This is a genomic window from Streptomyces nanshensis (assembly GCF_001751255.1).
In the GTDB taxonomy this organism is placed as follows: domain Bacteria; phylum Actinomycetota; class Actinomycetes; order Streptomycetales; family Streptomycetaceae; genus Streptomyces; species Streptomyces nanshensis_A.
Genome location: NZ_LJGW01000435.1, coordinates 1 through 17,321, shown reverse-complemented (window position 1 = coordinate 17,321; position 17,321 = coordinate 1). Strand labels below are relative to the sequence as shown.

Annotated in this window: 12 protein-coding genes; 3 read left to right on the top strand and 9 right to left on the bottom strand. The window is 71.0% G+C overall.

What is annotated here, in order from left to right:
• Positions 1 to 71: 71 nt before the first annotated feature.
• The 3 genes from pyk to pta form a co-directional block, all read right to left on the bottom strand.
• Positions 72 to 1,505: a pyruvate kinase gene (gene pyk, locus AN218_RS27680; protein ID WP_070019851.1), complete on the bottom strand. Its 1,434-nt coding sequence runs from the start codon at positions 1,503 to 1,505 to the stop codon at positions 72 to 74.
• Positions 1,506 to 1,601: 96 nt separating this feature from the next.
• Positions 1,602 to 2,876 (bottom strand): acetate kinase, encoded by a 1,275-nt coding sequence (locus AN218_RS27675; RefSeq protein WP_070019850.1) that lies wholly within the window; start codon positions 2,874 to 2,876, stop codon positions 1,602 to 1,604.
• 249 nt (positions 2,877 to 3,125) lie between these two features.
• Positions 3,126 to 5,315 (bottom strand): phosphate acetyltransferase, encoded by a 2,190-nt coding sequence (gene pta, locus AN218_RS27670; RefSeq protein WP_070019849.1) that lies wholly within the window; start codon positions 5,313 to 5,315, stop codon positions 3,126 to 3,128.
• A gap of 423 nt (positions 5,316 to 5,738) precedes the next feature.
• Here pta and AN218_RS27665 point away from each other — a divergent pair, with 423 nt between their 5' ends.
• A complete protein-coding gene (locus AN218_RS27665; protein WP_070019848.1) occupies positions 5,739 to 6,764 on the top strand; it encodes an ATP-dependent 6-phosphofructokinase in 1,026 nt (341 codons plus the stop codon).
• A 186-nt stretch (positions 6,765 to 6,950) separates the two neighbouring features.
• On the opposite strand, the gene AN218_RS27660 is transcribed toward AN218_RS27665, so the two are convergent.
• Positions 6,951 to 7,364, bottom strand: coding sequence for a DUF1398 family protein (locus AN218_RS27660; protein WP_070019847.1), 414 nt, complete (start codon positions 7,362 to 7,364; stop codon positions 6,951 to 6,953).
• 125 nt (positions 7,365 to 7,489) lie between these two features.
• On the opposite strand from AN218_RS27660, the gene AN218_RS27655 reads away from it, so the two are divergent.
• Entirely contained in the window at positions 7,490 to 7,954 is a 465-nt protein-coding gene (locus tag AN218_RS27655; RefSeq protein ID WP_070019846.1) for a MarR family winged helix-turn-helix transcriptional regulator, read from the top strand.
• Between the two features lie 79 nt (positions 7,955 to 8,033).
• Here AN218_RS27655 and AN218_RS27650 read toward each other — a convergent pair whose 3' ends face one another.
• From AN218_RS27650 to AN218_RS27625, 5 genes are all read right to left on the bottom strand, one after another.
• Positions 8,034 to 8,963: a carbohydrate ABC transporter permease gene (locus AN218_RS27650; RefSeq protein ID WP_079132662.1), complete on the bottom strand. Its 930-nt coding sequence runs from the start codon at positions 8,961 to 8,963 to the stop codon at positions 8,034 to 8,036.
• Positions 8,964 to 8,969: 6 nt separating this feature from the next.
• A complete protein-coding gene (locus tag AN218_RS27645; protein WP_079132661.1) occupies positions 8,970 to 9,905 on the bottom strand; it encodes a carbohydrate ABC transporter permease in 936 nt (311 codons plus the stop codon).
• Complete coding sequence (locus tag AN218_RS27640; RefSeq protein ID WP_420856027.1) at positions 9,902 to 11,266, bottom strand: extracellular solute-binding protein; 1,365 nt, start codon at positions 11,264 to 11,266, stop codon at positions 9,902 to 9,904. The genes AN218_RS27645 and AN218_RS27640 overlap by 4 nt, the downstream gene beginning before the upstream one ends.
• Positions 11,267 to 12,901: 1,635 nt before the next feature.
• Entirely contained in the window at positions 12,902 to 13,573 is a 672-nt protein-coding gene (locus AN218_RS27630) for a response regulator (RefSeq protein ID WP_070019852.1), read from the bottom strand.
• A gap of 80 nt (positions 13,574 to 13,653) precedes the next feature.
• Positions 13,654 to 15,471, bottom strand: a complete 1,818-nt coding sequence (locus tag AN218_RS27625) for a sensor histidine kinase (protein ID WP_070019844.1) — start codon at positions 15,469 to 15,471, stop codon at positions 13,654 to 13,656.
• A gap of 326 nt (positions 15,472 to 15,797) precedes the next feature.
• Here AN218_RS27625 and AN218_RS27620 point away from each other — a divergent pair, with 326 nt between their 5' ends.
• A complete protein-coding gene (locus tag AN218_RS27620; protein ID WP_070019843.1) occupies positions 15,798 to 17,213 on the top strand; it encodes a cation:dicarboxylate symporter family transporter in 1,416 nt (471 codons plus the stop codon).
• The last annotated feature ends 108 nt before the right edge of the window (positions 17,214 to 17,321 follow it).

Genomic DNA, 17,321 nt, shown 5'->3' with positions numbered 1-17,321 from the left:
GACCTCTCATCGAGGTCGCGGGCCCGGCTCGTTGAGCGACGGAGTCCCCCGGGGCGTGTCCGGTCCCGGGCTCAGCCCCTGGTGCCGGTGTCGCCCAGGTGGTGCACCCGCACCATGTTCGTCGTGCCGGGGACGCCGGGGGGCGAGCCGGCCGTGATGAGCATCGTGTCGCCCTCGTCGTAGCGCTGGAGCTTCAGCAGCTCCGCGTCGACCAGTTCGACCATCTCGTCGGTGTGCTCGACGTACGGCACCACATAGGTCTCCACGCCCCAGCTCAGCGTGAGTTGGTTGCGCGTCTCCGGCTCCGTGGTGAAGGCCAGGATCGGCTGGCAGGCGCGGTAGCGGGAGAGCCGCCGGGCGGTGTCGCCGGACTTGGTGAAGGCCACGAGCGCCTTGCCGTCGAGGAAGTCCGCCATCTCGGCCGCCGCACGCGCCACCGAACCGCCTTGTGTGCGGGGCTTCTTGCCCGGTACGAGCGGCTGGAGGCCGCGGCCGAGCAGCTCCTCCTCGGCGGCCTCCACGATCTTCGACATCGTCTTGACGGTCTCCACCGGGTACTGCCCGACCGAGGACTCCGCCGAGAGCATCACCGCGTCCGCGCCGTCCAGGATCGCGTTGGAGACGTCGGACGCCTCGGCGCGCGTGGGACGGGAGTTGGTGATCATCGACTCCATCATCTGCGTCGCGACGATGACCGGCTTGGCGTTGCGGCGGCACAGCTCGATCAGGCGCTTCTGCACCATCGGCACCCGCTCCAGCGGATACTCCACGGCCAGGTCGCCGCGGGCCACCATCACGCCGTCGAACGCCATGACGACGTCCTCCATGTTCGCCACGGCCTGCGGCTTCTCGACCTTGGCGATCAGCGGGACCCGCCGGCCGACCTCGTCCATGATCCGGTGCACGTCGCGGGCGTCCGCGGCGTCCCGTACGAAGGAGAGCGCCACCATGTCGCAGCCCATGCGCAGCGCGAAGCGCAGATCCTCGACGTCCTTGTCGGACAGCGCCGGTACGTTGACGGCCGCGCCCGGCAGATTGATGCCCTTGTGATCGGAGATCACGCCGCCCTCGATCACGATCGTGCGCACGCGCGGGCCGTCGACCTCGGTGACCTGGAGCGCGACGTTGCCGTCGTTGATGAGGACCGCGTCGCCCTTGGTGACGTCGCCCGGCAGGCCCTTGTAGGTGGTGCCGCAGATCGTCCTGTCACCGGGGACGTCCTCGGTGGTGATGGTGAACTCCTCGCCGCGCACCAGCTCCACGGGGCCCTCGGCGAAGGTCTCCAGACGGATCTTGGGGCCCTGGAGGTCGGCGAGCACGCCCACGGCGCGGCCCGTCTCCTCCGCGGCCTTGCGGACCCGGTCGTACCGCTCCTGGTGCTCGGGCTGGCTGCCGTGGCTCATGTTGAAGCGGGCCACGTTCATGCCGGCCTCGATCAGCGTCTTGAGCTGGTCGTAGGAGTCGACGGCTGGACCCAGGGTGCAGACGATTTTGGAACGGCGCATGAGGGCGATCCTAACGGTTTGTTCAAACGCGGAACGTATCGGGGGTGAAGTGGATCACGGGGTTTGCGGACGGTTCGCCGGCGGGGTCGCGGGCCGTCAGCGACCGGCCGCCGGGTCTGCCGCCGGGTCCGTCTCGCTGACCAGCGCATAGGTCTGCTGTGCGATCTCCAGCTCCTCGTCGGTCGGTACGACGGCCACCGCGACCCGGGCTCCGTCGGGCGAGACGATCCTCGGCTCCTTCGCGGACGGGCCCGTCGCGGGCGCCTCGTTCCGGCCGTCGTCGACGCACAGGCCCAGCCCCTCCAGGCCCTCCAGCGCGGCGCTTCGTACCGGAGCGGAATTCTCGCCCACCCCGGCGGTGAAGGCCACGGCGTCGACGGTGCCCAGCACCGCGTAGTAGGCGCCGATGTACTTCTTGAGCCGGTGGATGTAGATGTCGAAGGCGAGCGCGGCGGCCTCATCCCCTTCGTCGACGCGGCGGCGGATCTCCCGCATGTCGTTGTCGCCGCACAGACCGACGAGCCCGCTCCGCTTGTTCAGCAGCTCGTCGACCTCGTCGGGCGACATGCCCGCGACCCGTACCAGGTGGAAGACCACGGCCGGGTCCACGTCGCCGGAACGAGTACCCATCACCAGACCCTCAAGCGGTGTGAGCCCCATCGAGGTGTCCACGCAGCGGCCCGCGCGCACGGCGGAGGCGGACGCGCCGTTGCCCAGGTGCAGCACGATCACGTTGACCTCGGACGGGTCCCTGCCCAGGAGTTCGGCGGTCCTGCGGGAGACGTACGCGTGCGAGGTGCCGTGGAACCCGTAGCGCCGCACGCGGTGTTCGTCGGCCGTGGCGGTGTCGATGGCGTACCGGGCGGCGTACTCCGGCATCGTCGTGTGGAACGTGGTGTCGAAGACCGCGACCTGCGGCAGTTCGGGGTTGAGGGCGCGGGCGGTGACGATGCCCGTCAGGTTCGCCGGGTTGTGCAGCGGCGCCAGCGGGATCAGGCGCTCGATCTCCCGCAGCACGGAGTCGTCGACGAGCACGGGGCCGGTGAACGTCCGTCCGCCGTGCACCACGCGGTGCCCGATCGCGGCGAGCCTCGGGTCGTCCAGACCGGCTCCGTCGGCCGCCAGTTCCTCGGCCACGGCGCGCAGCGCGGCGCCGTGGTCCGCGAACTCCTCGACGCGCTCCCTGCGTTCACCTCCTGAAGCCGGATCGGAGGACTCCGCCCCGGCGGGGAAGTGGAGGAGCCGTGACTGCCGCTCGCCGATGCGCTCCACGATTCCGGACGCGAGCCGCGAGCCGTCCGTCATCTCCAGCAGCCGGTACTTGACCGAGGAGGAACCGGAGTTGACGACGAGGACGCGGCTGGCGGTCACGGGCGGCTCGGCTTTCTGCGGGGGCCTGCGGGGCGGACGTACGGAGGGACGGGTGTGTGCGGGACGGTGTGCGCGGTGGCTCGCGGGAGGCGGCTGGAGAGACCCTAGCGCTGCGCCGCCGCCGCGCGGGGAGGGCCCGTGCCGTTCCGGTGCGGGCCCCGGTGGGATCCCGGCGGGACCCCGACTGGCGCCGCGCCGGGGGCAGTTCGGCCCGCGGGGAGCGTTCCCGTACGGGCCGCTCGCCTGCGGTCACTCCGCCTCGGGCGGTGGCACCGCGGTCCCGTCCTGGACCACCGTGCCGTGCTGGACCGTGCCGTGCTGAGCCGTACCGTCCTGGGCCTGGACCGCCGTGATCGCCACCGTGTTGACGATGTCCGAGACGAGCGCGCCCCGCGAGAGGTCGTTGACCGGCTTGCGCAGCCCCTGGAGCACCGGGCCCACCGCCACCGCGCCCGCCGAGCGCTGCACCGCCTTGTAGGTGTTGTTGCCGGTGTTCAGATCCGGGAAGACCAGCACGGTGGCACGCCCGGCGACCTGCGAACCGGGGAGCTTCGTCGCCGCGACCGACGGCTCGACCGCCGCGTCGTACTGGATCGGCCCCTCCACCAGCAGGTCGGGCCGCCGCTCCCGTACCAGCGCCGTCGCCTCGCGCACCTTGTCGACGTCGGCGCCGGAGCCCGAGGTGCCCGTCGAGTACGACAGCAGGGCGATGCGCGGCTCCACGCCGAAGCGGGCGGCCGTCGTCGCCGACTGGACGGCGATGTCGGCGAGTTGCTCCGCGTTCGGGTCCGGATTGACGGCGCAGTCGCCGTAGACGAGGACGCGGTCGGCCAGGCACATGAAGAAGACCGAGGAGACGATGGCCGCGTCCGGGCTGGTACGGATCACCTCGAAGGCGGGGCGCACGGTCGCCGCGGTGGAGTGGGCGGCGCCCGAGACCATGCCGTCGGCCAGGCCCTCGTGGACCATCAGCGTGCCGAAGTAGGAGACGTCCGCGACGATGTCGTGGGCGAGTTCGACGGTGACGCCCTTGTGGGAGCGCAGCTTCGCGTACGACTCGGCGAAGCGCTCACGCAGCGGCGAGGTCTGCGGGTCGACCGTACGCGCCGACGCCTGTGTCGTGGCGGGCAGTTCGTCCTCGGCGAGGAGCGTCAGGTCGATGCCCAGCTCCGCGGCCCGCCTGCGGACGGCCGTGTGCTCGCCGAGCAGCGTCAGATCGCAGATGTTGCGGCGCAGCAGCACCTCGGCGGCGCGCAGCACCCGCTCCTCGGTGCCCTCGGGGAGGACGATGTGGCGGCGGTGCGCACGGGAGCGCTCCACGAGCTGGTTCTCGAACATCATCGGCGTGACGCGCTCGCCCCGCGCGACCGCCAGACGCTCCGTCAACCGGCCCGTGTCCACGTGGTGTTCGAAGAGCCCGAGCGCCACCTCCGCCTTGCGCGGCGTGGCCGCCGTCAGTCTGCCCTCCAGCGTGAGCAGCTCCGCCGCCGTGGGGAACGAGCCCCCGGAGACGCCCAGTACGGGCGTGCCCGGAGCGAGCCGTGCCGCCAGCGCCATGGTCTCCGGGCCGGGCCGCTCGCCGAGGGTGAGGACGACGCCGGCGATGGCGGGGGACCCCGCGGCGTGCGAGGCGAGGGCGCCCACGACCAGGTCGGCGCGGTCCCCGGGGGTGATCACCATGCAGCCCTCGGTCAACGCCGGGAGGAACACCGGCAGATGGGCGCCGCCGAAGACGAAGTCCCGTACGTCGCGGGCGAGTGCGGCGGGCTCGCCGAGCAGCATCTCGGCGCCCAGCTTGTCCCGTACCTGGGCGACGGTCGGTGCGGAGAGCGCCGGCTCCTCGGGCAGTACGTAGACCGGCTCCGGCAGGGGCGTGCCCTCGGTGAGCAGCCGGGCGGCCTCGTCGCGCTCGGCGGTGCGCACCCGGTTCGCGATCATCGCCACGACATGACAGCCGAGCGAGGTGAAGGCGTGGTGGGCGTTGCGCACCTCGGACGCGACGGAGTCGGCGCCCTGGTCCTTGCCGGAGACCACGGGCAGCACCGAGGCGCCGAACTCGTTGGCCAGCCGGGCGTTGAGCGCCAGTTCGGCGGGGAGCTGGGTGTCCGCGTAGTCGGTGCCGAGGACGAGGACGGCGTCGTAGCCGTCGGTGGCCGAGTGGAAGCGCTCGACGAGACGCGAGACCAGCTCGTCCTCGCCGCGTTCGGCCTGGAGCGCCGCCGCCTCCTCGTAGCTCATGCCGTACGCCGTCTCCGTGGGCTGGGTGAGGCGGTAGCGGCTACGCAGCAGCTCGTAGAGGCGGTCGGGGCCGTCGTGCACCAGCGGCCGGAAGACTCCGACGCGGTCCACCCGGCTGGTCAGGAGCTCCATGACTCCCAGCTCGACGACCTGCCGGCCGTCGCCGCGGCCTATTCCGGTCACGTACACGCTGCGGGTCACGGGTGTTCTTCCTCTCGTCGCGGAGGGGCCGGTACGGGTCCGGCCGCCGTGCGGCCGGCCGGTGCGCGGGGGCTTTCGCCCGGTATCCGCACGTGGGGAGGGTGCTGCCCCGCCCCTGACCGTACCCGCGCCGGGAGGTGAGTGGTGGCGCGGAGCGGGCAGGAGAGCGGACGGGTACGGTCCGCCTGACGGACGCCCGGTGCCGGGTGCGTTCACCCCATGAAAGACTCGGGCACGGCTCACCGGTGCCGTACAGCGCCGTACGGTTCGCACGCCGGCTGAGCACGACCCCCGCCCGGCCGGAGCACGGCTCCGCCGGGACCGGCCCGGCGTACCGGAGCCACGCGGCACCCGGCAGCACCTCGCAGCACGAGGGCCCGCCCGGCGCGGGCCGACCGACCGACACCAGGAGACAGAACCCCCATGCGCATCGGAGTCCTCACGGCAGGCGGCGACTGCCCCGGTCTGAACGCCGTGATCCGTTCCGTCGTCCACCGGGCCGTGCACGACCGGAACGACGAAGTGATCGGCTTCGAGGACGGATTCACGGGTCTCCTCGACGGGCGCTACCGCACCCTCGACACCAACGACGTCGCCGGCATCCTCGCCCGCGGCGGCACGATCCTCGGCTCGGCCCGGCTGGAGCGCGACCGGCTGCGCGAGGCGTGCGACAACTCCGAGGAGCTGATCGACCGCCTCGGCCTCGACGCCCTCATCCCCATCGGCGGCGAGGGCACGCTGACCGCCGCGCGGATGCTGGCGGACGCGGGCCTGCCGGTCGTCGGCGTCCCCAAGACGATCGACAACGACATCTCCGCCACGGACCGCACCTTCGGTTTCGACACCGCCGTCGGCGTCGCCACCGAGGCCATGGACCGGCTGAAGACCACCGCCGAGTCCCACCAGCGCGTCATGGTCGTCGAGGTCATGGGACGGCACGCCGGGTGGATCGCGCTGGAGGCCGGCATGGCGGCGGGCGCGCACGGCATCTGCATCCCGGAGCGGCCCTTCGAGGTCGACGACCTGGTGAAGATGGTCGAGGAACGCTTCGCCCGCGAGAAGAAGTTCGCGCTGATCTGCGTCGCCGAGGGCGCGCACCCGGCCGAGGGCTCGATGCCGTACGAGAAGGGCGTCATCGACCGGTACGGGCACGAGCGCTTCGTCGGCATCGGCAACCGGCTCGCCAGCGAACTGGAGCACCGGCTGGGCAAGGAGGCCAAGCCGGTCATCCTCGGCCATGTGCAGCGGGGCGGCACGCCCACCGCGTACGACCGCGTGCTCGCGACGCGCTTCGGCTGGCACGCGGTGGAGGCCGCGCACCGGGGCGACTTCGGCCGGATGACGGCGCTGCGCGGTACGGAGATCGTGATGACGCCGCTGGCCAACGCGGTGACGGAGCTGAAGCGGGTGCCGCAGGACCGGATGGACGAGGCGGAGTCGGTGTACTGAGCGCTGCGCGCGCGGCGCCCGCTCCGGGCGTCGCGTCGGGCTCCGGTACGCGGTGGGCCGTGGCGGTCGAGGGGCCCGACTGCCGCCCGGCGGCGGCCGGTTGACCGGCGCGCGGGCGGCGGGCCGGGACGGACGGGCGCGGAGACGCCAACGCCCGTGCACCGGACGCCACTTCGCGGACACGCTCTAGAGGGTCACCGCTGCGTACTCCTCCCGGTAGCTGTCGCCGGACGCTCCGACGTAGGTGCATGTACGGGCGCCGAGGTCGACCTCGTACCGGACGACCCCGGCCTTCCAGCAGCCCCGGACGAACTCGGGGAACGTCGTCTCTCCCGCCTGGTCCGAGCGGAGCGCCGTGACGAGCGCTCCGCTGTCGAAGTCCGGGACGCCGGTCATGCCGGTGATCAGCGGTTCGCCCTGGACGGCGACGGGCCCGTACGCGGTGAGGTAGAGCATCGCGTTCGACGGGACGGCCATCCGGCAGTGTGTGACGCCGTGTTGGCGCAGCGTCTCGGCGAGGTGGGGGAATCCGCCGACGGCGGGGCGGACGTCTTCCGCGCGTTCCAGCGCGGCCCGCAGATTCGTGATCGCGTCGTTCATGGTCGTCTCCGGTGAAGTCGTCCCCGGTGAAGGGGTGGGGGGGGAGAGATGGGGAGCCGGGACGTGCCCCGACTACACTGACAACAGATAGTCGAGACGACAACATGTTGTCAATTGGAGGACGGATGGCCGACGAGATGGCCCTGTTGGTCGCGGACGTCTACGAAGCGGCGGGCCTGCTGCGCCGCTCCGGCGAGGCCGTCGCCGCCGCGGAGGGCCAGACGCAGGCACGGTGGCAACTGCTCAGCGTCGTCTCCGAACGGGCGCTGACCGTGGCGCAGGCCGCCCGGCGGCTGGGCATCTCCCGCCAGGGGGTGCAGCGCGTCGCCAACGATCTGGTGGCCGGGCGACTGGCCGCGTTCGAGGCCAATCCCGACCACCGCGGCTCTCCGCTCCTCGGCCTGACGGCGGCCGGGCGGCGGACCCTGCGCCGGATCACCGGACGCGCCGAGGAGGCGCACAGGGCGTGGGGCGAAGGCGTCGCGGAGGACGAGATCGCCTCGGCACGCGCGGTGCTGCGCCGTGTCATCGAGCAGGTACGGCACCACGAGGACGGGGGCCGGGACGGGGCCGCCGACCGGTCCGGGTAGCCGAACCGGCCGGTGACCGCCGCGAGTTCACCGGCCCCGGGCCGTCGGGCCTACGCGGCGTGCCCGGGGAACGTGCCCGCTACCCCTTCACCGCGCCCCCCAGCGTGAAGCCGCCGCCCAGGCGCTTGGAGATGAGGATGTAGAGCAGCAGCACGGGCGTGGAGTACAGGATCGAGAACGCGGCGAGTTCACCGAAGGCGATGGAACCGAGGTTGCCGAAGAAGGTGAAGATGCTGACGGACGCCGGGAGTTGCTCGGGGCTGATGAGCAGCATGAAGGGGACGAAGAAGTTCCCCCACATCTGGATGAAGCTGTAGACCGTGACCACGGCGAACCCGGGGCCCATCAGCGGCAGGATCACCTTCGTCAGCGCCTGGAGCCAGCTCGCCCCGTCCGTCCAGGCGGCCTCCTCCAGGGCCACCGGCACACCGTCCATGAAGTTCTTCATCAGCCATACGGCGAAGGGCAGTTGGGACGTCGCCAGGAAGAAGATCGTGCCGTGCATGGTGTCGATCAGGTTGACCTGTACGAAGAGTCCGTAGACCGGCACCATGACGGCCGTGATCGGCAGGCAGGTGCTGAAGAGGATGGTCAGCAGGTACGGGCGGGAGAAGCGTGCTTTGTAGCGGGAGAGCGGATAGGCGGCGAGGGCCGCGGCGGTCACCGTCATCAGCGTCGCGGTGCCGCACAGCACAAGGCTGTTGAGCATCGGCGTGAAGGTGATCTCGTCGGTCAGTACGTTGGAGAAGTTCTCCGTGGTCAGGCCCGACGGCGGTGCCACCTTCATGGACGGGTCGGTGTCGACCGAGGCGAACAGGAGCCATATCAGGGGGAGTACGAACGCTCCCAGCAGGACGAGCAGTCCGAGGTCGGCGGCCAGCCGCTGCCGGGTGCTGCGGCTGAGCCCGGGGCCGGGGCGCAGGGAGCGCCGCCGGGGCGCCGGGCCGGACGTGGCCTTCGTGCCGGCGGCGGTTCCGGAGAGGGCGGGGGTTTCGGAGACGGCTGCCATGCGGGGTCAGACCTCCTCGCGCATCAGGCGCAGATAGACGAGCGAGAAGAGCGCGCCGACCACCAGCAACAGCAGCGCCACCGCGGTGCCGTAGCCGATGAGCGACTTGTTGAACGCCTGGTCGTACATGAAGATCGGCAGGGTCTGGCTGCGGTTGCCGGGACCGCCGCGCGTCATCGCCCAGATCAGCCCGAACACCGAGAGCGTCTGCAGGGTGTTGAGCATCAGATTGGTGCCGATGGAGCGGCGGATCATGGGCAGCGTGATGCGCCACAGCCGCTGCCAGGAACCGGCGCCGTCGACCTCCGCGGACTCGGTGACCTCCTTGGGGATCTCCGAGAGCGCCGCCGAGTACACGAGCATCGAAAAGGCCGTGCCCCGCCAGACGTTGGCGAAGGAGACGGCGATGATCGGCAGCGTGTACAGCCAGTTCTGGGACGGCAGATGGAGGAACGCCAGGATCTCGTTGAGCGTGCCCTCCTTGCTGAAGAAGGTGTAGAGCAGGAAGCCGGCCACGATCTCCGGGAGCACCCAGGCGCAGATCACGACGGCCCCTGTCGCCGACCGTACGAACCGGGTCGAGCGTGCCATCAGCGAGGCCAGCGTCAGACCGAGGGTGTTCTGGCCGAGGATGGAGGAGATCAGCGTGAAGACCAGCGTGAGGAGGACGGAGTTGCGGAAGTTCTCGTCCGCGAAGGCCTTCTTGAAGTTGTCGAAGCCGACGAAGGACGCCGACGCCTGCCCCGTCAACTGCATGTCGGTGAAGGCGATGTACGCGCAGTAGGCGATGGGCCCGGCGAGGAAGAGCAGCAGCAGGACGGTCGCGGGGGCGATGGGCAGCCAGCGCCACGTGTTCTTGCGCCGTACGGGCCGCTGGTCCCGGGGCGCTCCGCCCCGCCCCGGGACCTCCTTGCCGACGGCGGCGAGGTCGGTGGTGCTCACTTCTTGACGACCGCTCCGTCGGTGATCGACTCGAGCTGCTCGTCGTAGGACTTCGCGGCCTCGCCGACCGACGCGTCCCCGGTGGTCACGCCTTCCATGGCCTCCTGGATGGCGGTGGAGACCTGGGGGTAGACGGGCAGCGTGGGACGGTACTGGGTGTGCTCGACCCGCTTGGTGAAGAACTTGATGCCCGGCATCGAGTTCAGATACTTCGGGTCGGCGGCCACGTCGTCGCGTACGGCGATCTGGGCACCGCGCACACACCACTCGACGGCGTTCTTCTTGCTCTGCATGTGCTCGATCATCTGCCAGGCCAGCTCGGGGTTCTTCGACTTCTGAGGGATCGACCAGGTCCAGCCGCCGGACATGCTGACCTCGCCGGGTGCCTCACCGTTCTGGGTCGGCATCGGCGCCATGCTCATCGTCTCGTCCCACTCGGGCCACGGGCTGCCGCCCGTCTTCAGCCACTGCTGTCCGAGCCAGGAGCCGTCGAGGGCGATGGCGAGCTTCTCCTTGGGCAGCAGGTCGGTGACCACCTTGGTCTGCATGGTGGGGCTCAGCGCCTGGTCGACCTCGGGGCCGAGGTGCTCGCCGTAGACGGTCTTGACGAAGTCGAGGCTGTCCTTGAACCCCTGGCTGCCCTTGACCCACTTCTTCGACTTCGTGTCGTACAGGGGGTCCTGGCCGGTGCCGTAGAGCAGCATCTCGAAGCCCTGCATGGCGGCGGCCTCGCTGACGCCCTTGCCGGTGAAGACGTTCAGCGGGATCTTGCCGGGGACCTTCTTCTTGACCGTACGCGCGGCCTTCAGCACGTCGTCCCAGGTCTTGGGCTTCCAGTCCTCGGGCAGTCCGGCCTTCTTGAATATCTTCTTGTTGAACCAGAGGGCGCGGGTGTCCGTGCCGTCGAGGATGCCGTAGGTCTTTCCGTCCTGCCCCTTGGCGGCCGACTTGGCCGTGGAGTCGAACTGCTTCCAGTCGTCCCACTTGCCGGTGTAGTCGTCCAGCGGGCGCAGATAGCCGCTCTTGATGTCGGAGTTGATGAGGAAGGTGTCCTCGTAGACCAGGTCCGGCGCGGTCTTCGGGGAACGCATCATCTGCTGGAGCTTGGTGACGTAGTCCTGGGCGGAGGCCTGGATCGGGATGATCTTGACCTTCTTGCCCTTGTGCTCCTTCTCGAACTCCGCGGCCATGTCTTTGACGTAGTTGTCGCGGACGGTGACCTTGTTGTCGGTGTCCTTCGGGAACGCGATCTTGATGGTGTTCGGGTCGCTGGCCGAGCCCCCGCCGCAGGCGGTCAGCGTGCCTGCGGCGAGGACTGCGGCGACGCTGAGGACCAGCGGGCCGGTGGGGCGCACGGACATCACGGGCATGACCTCCTCGGGCCACGGCCGGGGCGCCCACCGAGGGGACGCAGGCCGAGTGGGGCTTGCTTTGTCCGTACAATCCCCTGACCCTCGTGTCCAGGTCAATGGCCGTGCAGACGCGCGGTCCGGCACCGTGACAACGTTGTTATGAATGTCATCGGGGGCCGTTCAGGGCGCGTCGCTCAGGAGAGCCACCGACCCGGCCGCCGGTTCCTCAGCCCAACTCCCGCCCGGCCGCGGGCCGTTCGCGCGTGGAGCGCGACGGCGTTCCGCGGCCGGCCGCGGGGCTGCTGCCCGGCGCGATCCTCAACCGGTGTACTCGGCAAGGATCTTGGAGAACTCCCACGCCTGCTGGTCGACTCCGCTGCACGAGTCCGCGCCGCCGCCGTCGCAGGGCCGGTCGCGGTTGACGGACCAGAAGCTCGCCCGCGCCAGGTGGTGTTCCTTCGCGTAGTCGACCATCGCCTTGAAGTCGGCCGGCGAGACGGACTCGCCCTCGACNTCGACGTCGGTCTTGCCGTTCATCGAGGAGAAGCCGACCTTGCCGTAGGCGTCGTCGGTGGAGATCCCGTACGCCTCGCCCACCGTCTGCGCCAGGCCGTCCACCGCGGACTTGGTGGCACCGGCCAGATCGGTCGTGCCGTCGCCGAAGTCGAAGGGCATGACCGTCCAGCCGTCGACGTCGAGTCCGGCGTCGGCGCCCTTCTTGATGAGGTCCTTGCCGTTGTCGTTCGGGCCCTGCGCGGTCGTGCCGAAGGTCAGATAGACCTTGATGCCGTCGTTGCCGTCCTTGACGATCTTCAGGGCGTCGATGACGCGCTGCCGCGCCTCGGCGCTCTCGAACTCGGTCGACTCGATGTCGACGTCGATCGACTTCAAGCCGTAGGTGTCGACGACCTTCTGGTAGGCGCCGGCCAGGTCCTCCGCGCTGGAGCACGCCTCGCCGAGCTTGTTGCCGCTCCAGCCGCCGATGGACGGCGTGATGTCGCCGCCCGCGTCCTGTACGGCCTTGATGGTCTGCGCGTCCTGGCCGCCCTCCAGCGGCCTGCTGCCGTCCCAGGCGGGCGAGCAGCCGCCGTCGGAGAGGATGAAGGCCATGGTGAGCTGGCTCAGGCCGGTCTCCTTGAGGAAGTCGGCCGCGTCCGGCGGGTTGCCCCAACCGAGGTAGAGGTACGGGCCGTTGAGGCCGCTCGGGGCGGCGGCCTTCGCCTTGGTCCCGGCCGCGGACTCGCTCTTGTCCGCCGTGGCGTGGGCGCTGACGGCCAGTGCGGCCGAGCCGGTGAGGGCGGCGGCGAGCACCAGCGCGAGCCGGCTGCGCGTCGTGAGGTGGGGGCGCACTCTCGAACTCCCGTCGTGGGTGGGGGATGTGGAAGCACGGAGCGTCCGGCGGCGGCGCGGTGCCGCCGCGGAAGCGGGGTGCGGAGCCGCACGCTAGCGCGCCGAATTGGTCCAGACAATAGAAAAGTAAGGAAAGGTTCCAGTCGATCTCGTGCGACGGGCGGTGGCGCGGGGCGCCGACTGCCGTCGTACGAGGGGGAGTTGGCGTACGAGGGGGAGTTGGCGTACGGGGGGGGGGAGGAGGTCGGGTGCCGGGTCCGGCCCAAGCCCGGCCCGGCCCGGCCCGAGCGTGGGTCAGCCGCGCCAGCGGTAGTACAGCTCCGGGCGGCCCACCTGTCCGTACTGCGGGCTGCGCAGCACGCGGCCCTCCTGCACGAGGTGTTCCAGGTAGCGCCGTGCGGTGATCCGGTTGACGCCGAGCGTCCGCGCGGCCGTGCTCGCCGAGAGGCCGTCCTCGCCCGCTTCGCGCAGGGCGCGCGTCACCGACTCCAGCGTCGCCGCGCTCAACCCCTTGGGCAGCGCGGGGGAATGCGGCACGGCGCGCAGGCCCGACAGCGCCGCGTCCACCTCCGCCTGGCTGGCCGCCTCGCCGTCCGCCGTCGCCGTCGTACTGCGGAACTGAGCGTACTGGCGCAGCCGTTCACGCAGCGTCGGGAAGGTGAACGGCTTCAGCACATGCTGGACGACGCCGAGCGAGACGCCCTCCCGGATCACCGTCAGATCGCGTGCCGAGGTCACCGCGAAGACGTCCGTCGTACGTCCCGCGGTGCGCAGCGAGCGCAGCAACTCCAGGCCGTGGCCGTCCGGGAGATACAGATCCAGCAGGATCAGGTCGACGGGGGTGCGTTCCAGGGCGCGTACGGCCTCGGCCCGCGAGTGGGCGACCGCGGCGACCGCGAAGCCGGGGACGCGCGAGACGTACAGCGCGTGCGCGTCCGCCGTGACCGGGTCGTCCTCGACGACCAGGACCCGGACGGGCGCCGCGGACCCGTCGCGCGGTCCGCCGCCGGAGCTGCCGCTCGCCGGTCCGCCGGCCCCGGCGCCGGTCACCGCTCCTCCCCGGTCAGCGGCAGCCGTACGGTGAACTCCGCGCCGCCCTGCGGTGCCGAGCCGATCTGCACCGTGCCGTGGTGCCGCCGCACCGTCTGCCGTACCAGGGCGAGTCCGAGACCGCGGCCGTGACTTCTGACGGGGCGCCGGTCCCGGCCCTGGTCCCGGCCCTGGTCCCGGTCCTGACCCTGGCTCTGGCCTTCGAGGTCGGCGTCTCCGTACGTCTTCGTCGTCCAGCCGCGTTCGAAGACCGACTCCGTGTCGTGCGGCGCTATGCCCGGCCCGGAGTCGGTGACCGTCAGCAGCAGCGCCGCCTCGCCGTCGGCGCCGTGCTCGCCCCGTACGCTCACCCCGACCCGGGAGGTGCCCGCGGCGCCGTCCGTGCCCGAACCGGCCGCGGCGTCAACGGCGTTGTCGATCAGATTGCCCAGCACGGTGACCACGTCCCGGTGCGGAAGGTCCGGCGGCAGCAGACCGTCGTCGATATGGCTGTCGGGGCTCAGCGACAGCTCCACGCCGCGCTCGTGCGCCTCCGCCGCCTTGCCCAGCAGCAGCGCGGCCAGCACCGGTTCGGCGACGGCCGCGACGACCTCGTCCGTGAGGGCCTGGGCCAGCTCCAGTTCCCCGGTGGCGAACTCCAACGCCTCGTCCGTACGCCCCAGTTCGATCAGCGACACCACCGTGTGCAGACGGTTCGCGGACTCGTGCGCCTGGGAGCGCAGCGCCTCGGCGAAGCCGCGTACGGAGTCCAACTCGCCCGCGAGCGACTGGAGTTCGGTGTGGTCGCGCAGGGTCACGACCGTGCCGCGCTGCTCTCCGCCGTCCACCGGCGAGGTGTTGACGACGATCACGCGGTCGTCGGTGAGATGCACCTCGTCCACGCGGGGCTCGGAGGCCAGCAGGGCGCCCGTCAGCGCCCGGGGGAGGCCGAGTTCCGCGACGCTGCGGCCCAGCACCTCCGCCGGTCCGCCGCCGTTCTCCGCGTTGCGCCCGTCCTTCGCGCCCCGGCCCTCGCCGCCCGTCGCCCGCTCCTGCCCCCGCTTCCCCTCGCGTGACGGTCCCAGGCCCAGCAGCTCCCGGGCGCCGTCGTTGACGAGGGCCACCCGCTTCTGCCCGTCCAGCATCAGCAGCCCCTCGCGCACCGCGTGCAACGTCGCATGGTGGTAGTCGTGCATGCGGCTCAGCTCCGCCGCGTTCATGCCGTGAGTATGGCGCCGCAGCCGGGCGTTGATGACGTACGTGCCGATCCCGCCAAGCGCCAGCGCACCGCCCGCCACCCCGAGCAGCATCGTCACCTGGCGCCGGAGATCCTCGGTGATCGTGTCGACGGCGATGCCCGCGCTGACCAGTCCCACGACGCGTCCGCCGTCGCGCACCGGCGTCACCACGCGCACCGACGGGCCGAGCGTCCCGGTGTAGGTCTCGTGGAAGCTGTGGCCCTGGACGGCCGGGCGTATGTGCCCGACGAAGCGCCCGCCGATCCGGTCCGGGTTCGGATGGGTCCAGCGGATGCCCTCGGGGTTCATGACGGTGATGAACGTGACCCCCGTGTCGTGGCGCACCCTTTCCGCGTACGGTTGCAGCGCCTCGCTCGGCCGGGGGGAGCGGATCGCCTCCCGTACGGACGGGGAGCGGGCGATGGCGCTCGCCGTCGCGTACGAGCGGTGGCGTGCCGCCTCCTCCGCCTGCATACGGTCCGTGACGTACGCGAAGACCGCGCATCCGGCCACCACGACCGCGACCAGGACGACCTGCATCGCGAAGAGCTGGCCCGCCAGGCTGCGGGGCGGCCGGGGTGTACGGGGAGTGCGCATGCGGCCAGTCTGCCTCGTGGATTTTCCGTGCACTCAATGCACGTAACAGTGACGGGCGTCACTCGACGGTGCATAGTCACCGGGACTCCGGCCCGCCCCATGGGACGGAGTCCTGCCGACCGGAGGAGTACGGGCCCGGCCGGGCCGTGCTCGCCGGCACGGCAAGAGCCGTACGCAAGAGCCGCACGGAGAGCCAGAGCAAGAACACCAGAGCCGCAGCAACGAGCCGCAGCACAACCCCAGCAACGAGCCGCAGCGACGAGCCGCCACGACAGCGGCGGCAGAGCTTCGGCAGAAGAGCCGCAGTACAACCAAGGAGCCCCGACGTGTCGCAGCAGACATCGCCGCCGTCCCCGGCGCAGCCCCAGCGGACGAGGCGGGACCGTACCCACTATCTCTATCTGGCCGTGATCGGCGCCGTCGTGCTCGGCGTGGCCTTCGGCTTCCTCGCGCCCGACACGGCCAAGGAACTCAAGCCGCTCGGCGAGGGCTTCGTCTCGCTGATCACGATGATGATCTCCCCCGTCATCTTCGTCACGATCGTGCTGGGCGTCGGCTCGGTGCGCAAGGCGGCGAAGGTCGGTGCGGTGGGCGGTCTCGCGCTCGGCTACTTTCTCGCGATGTCCGTCGTCGCCCTCGCCATCGGCCTCGTCGTCGGCAATCTGCTGGACCCGGGCAGCGGGCTCCACCTCACCGACGAGGCACGGGAGGCGGGCGCCGCCGAGGCCAAGGGTGCGAGCGAGAGCACGGCGGAGTTCCTGCTCGGCATCATCCCGAAGACGCTGATCTCGGCGTTCACCGCGGGCCAGGTGCTCCAGACGCTGCTGGTCGCGCTGCTCGTGGGCTTCGCGCTGCAGGCGATGGGCTCGGCCGGCGAGCCGGTGCTGCGCGGCATCGGCCACCTTCAGCGGCTGGTCTTCCGGGTGCTCGCGATGGTCATGTGGGCCGCGCCCGTCGGCGCGTTCGGCGCGATGGCGGCGGTGGTCGGCGAGACCGGGGTCGAGGCGCTGAAGTCCCTCGGGATCATCATGATCGGCTTCTATACGACCTGTGTGGTCTTCGTCTTCGGCGTCCTCGGGCTGGTGCTGAAGCTCGTCACCGGGATCAACATCCTCGCCCTGTTCAAGTATCTGGCGCGGGAGTTCCTGCTGATCCTCTCCACCTCCTCCTCGGAGTCCGCGCTGCCGCGGCTCATCGCGAAGATGGAGCACCTGGGCGTCAGCAGGCCCGTCGTCGGCATCACCGTGCCGACCGGCTACTCCTTCAACCTCGACGGCACGATGATCTATCTGACGATGGCCTCGATCTTCGTCGCCGAGGCGATGGGGGACCCGCTCAGCCTCGGGCAGCAGATCTCCTTGCTGATCTTCATGTTCGTCGCGTCGAAGGGCGCGGCCGGCGTCACCGGCGCGGGTCTGGCGACGCTCGCCGGCGGGCTCCAGTCCCACCGGCCTGAACTCGTCGACGGCGTCGGCCTGATCGTCGGCATCGACCGCTTCATGAGCGAGGCCCGTGCCCTGACCAACTTCGCGGGCAACTCCGTGGCCACGGTGCTCGTCGGCACCTGGACCAAGGAGATCGACAGGGAGCGGGTGCAGCGGGTGCTCTCGGGTGACCTGCCCTTCGACGAGTCGTCGCTCCAGGAGACCGGCGCCCCGGACGACGCGGCGGCCGACGGCTCCGCGGAGGAGGTGCCGGGCCAGCGGGGCGAGCCGGTCTCGACCGCCAAGAGCGACAACTGACGCCTCTGTCCCCGTAGTCGGCCCGGCCACCGCGCAGCACCAGCACCACGCGCACCGGCGCCGGCACAGCAGAAGGCCCGTCCGGTACGGCATGTGCGTACCGGACGG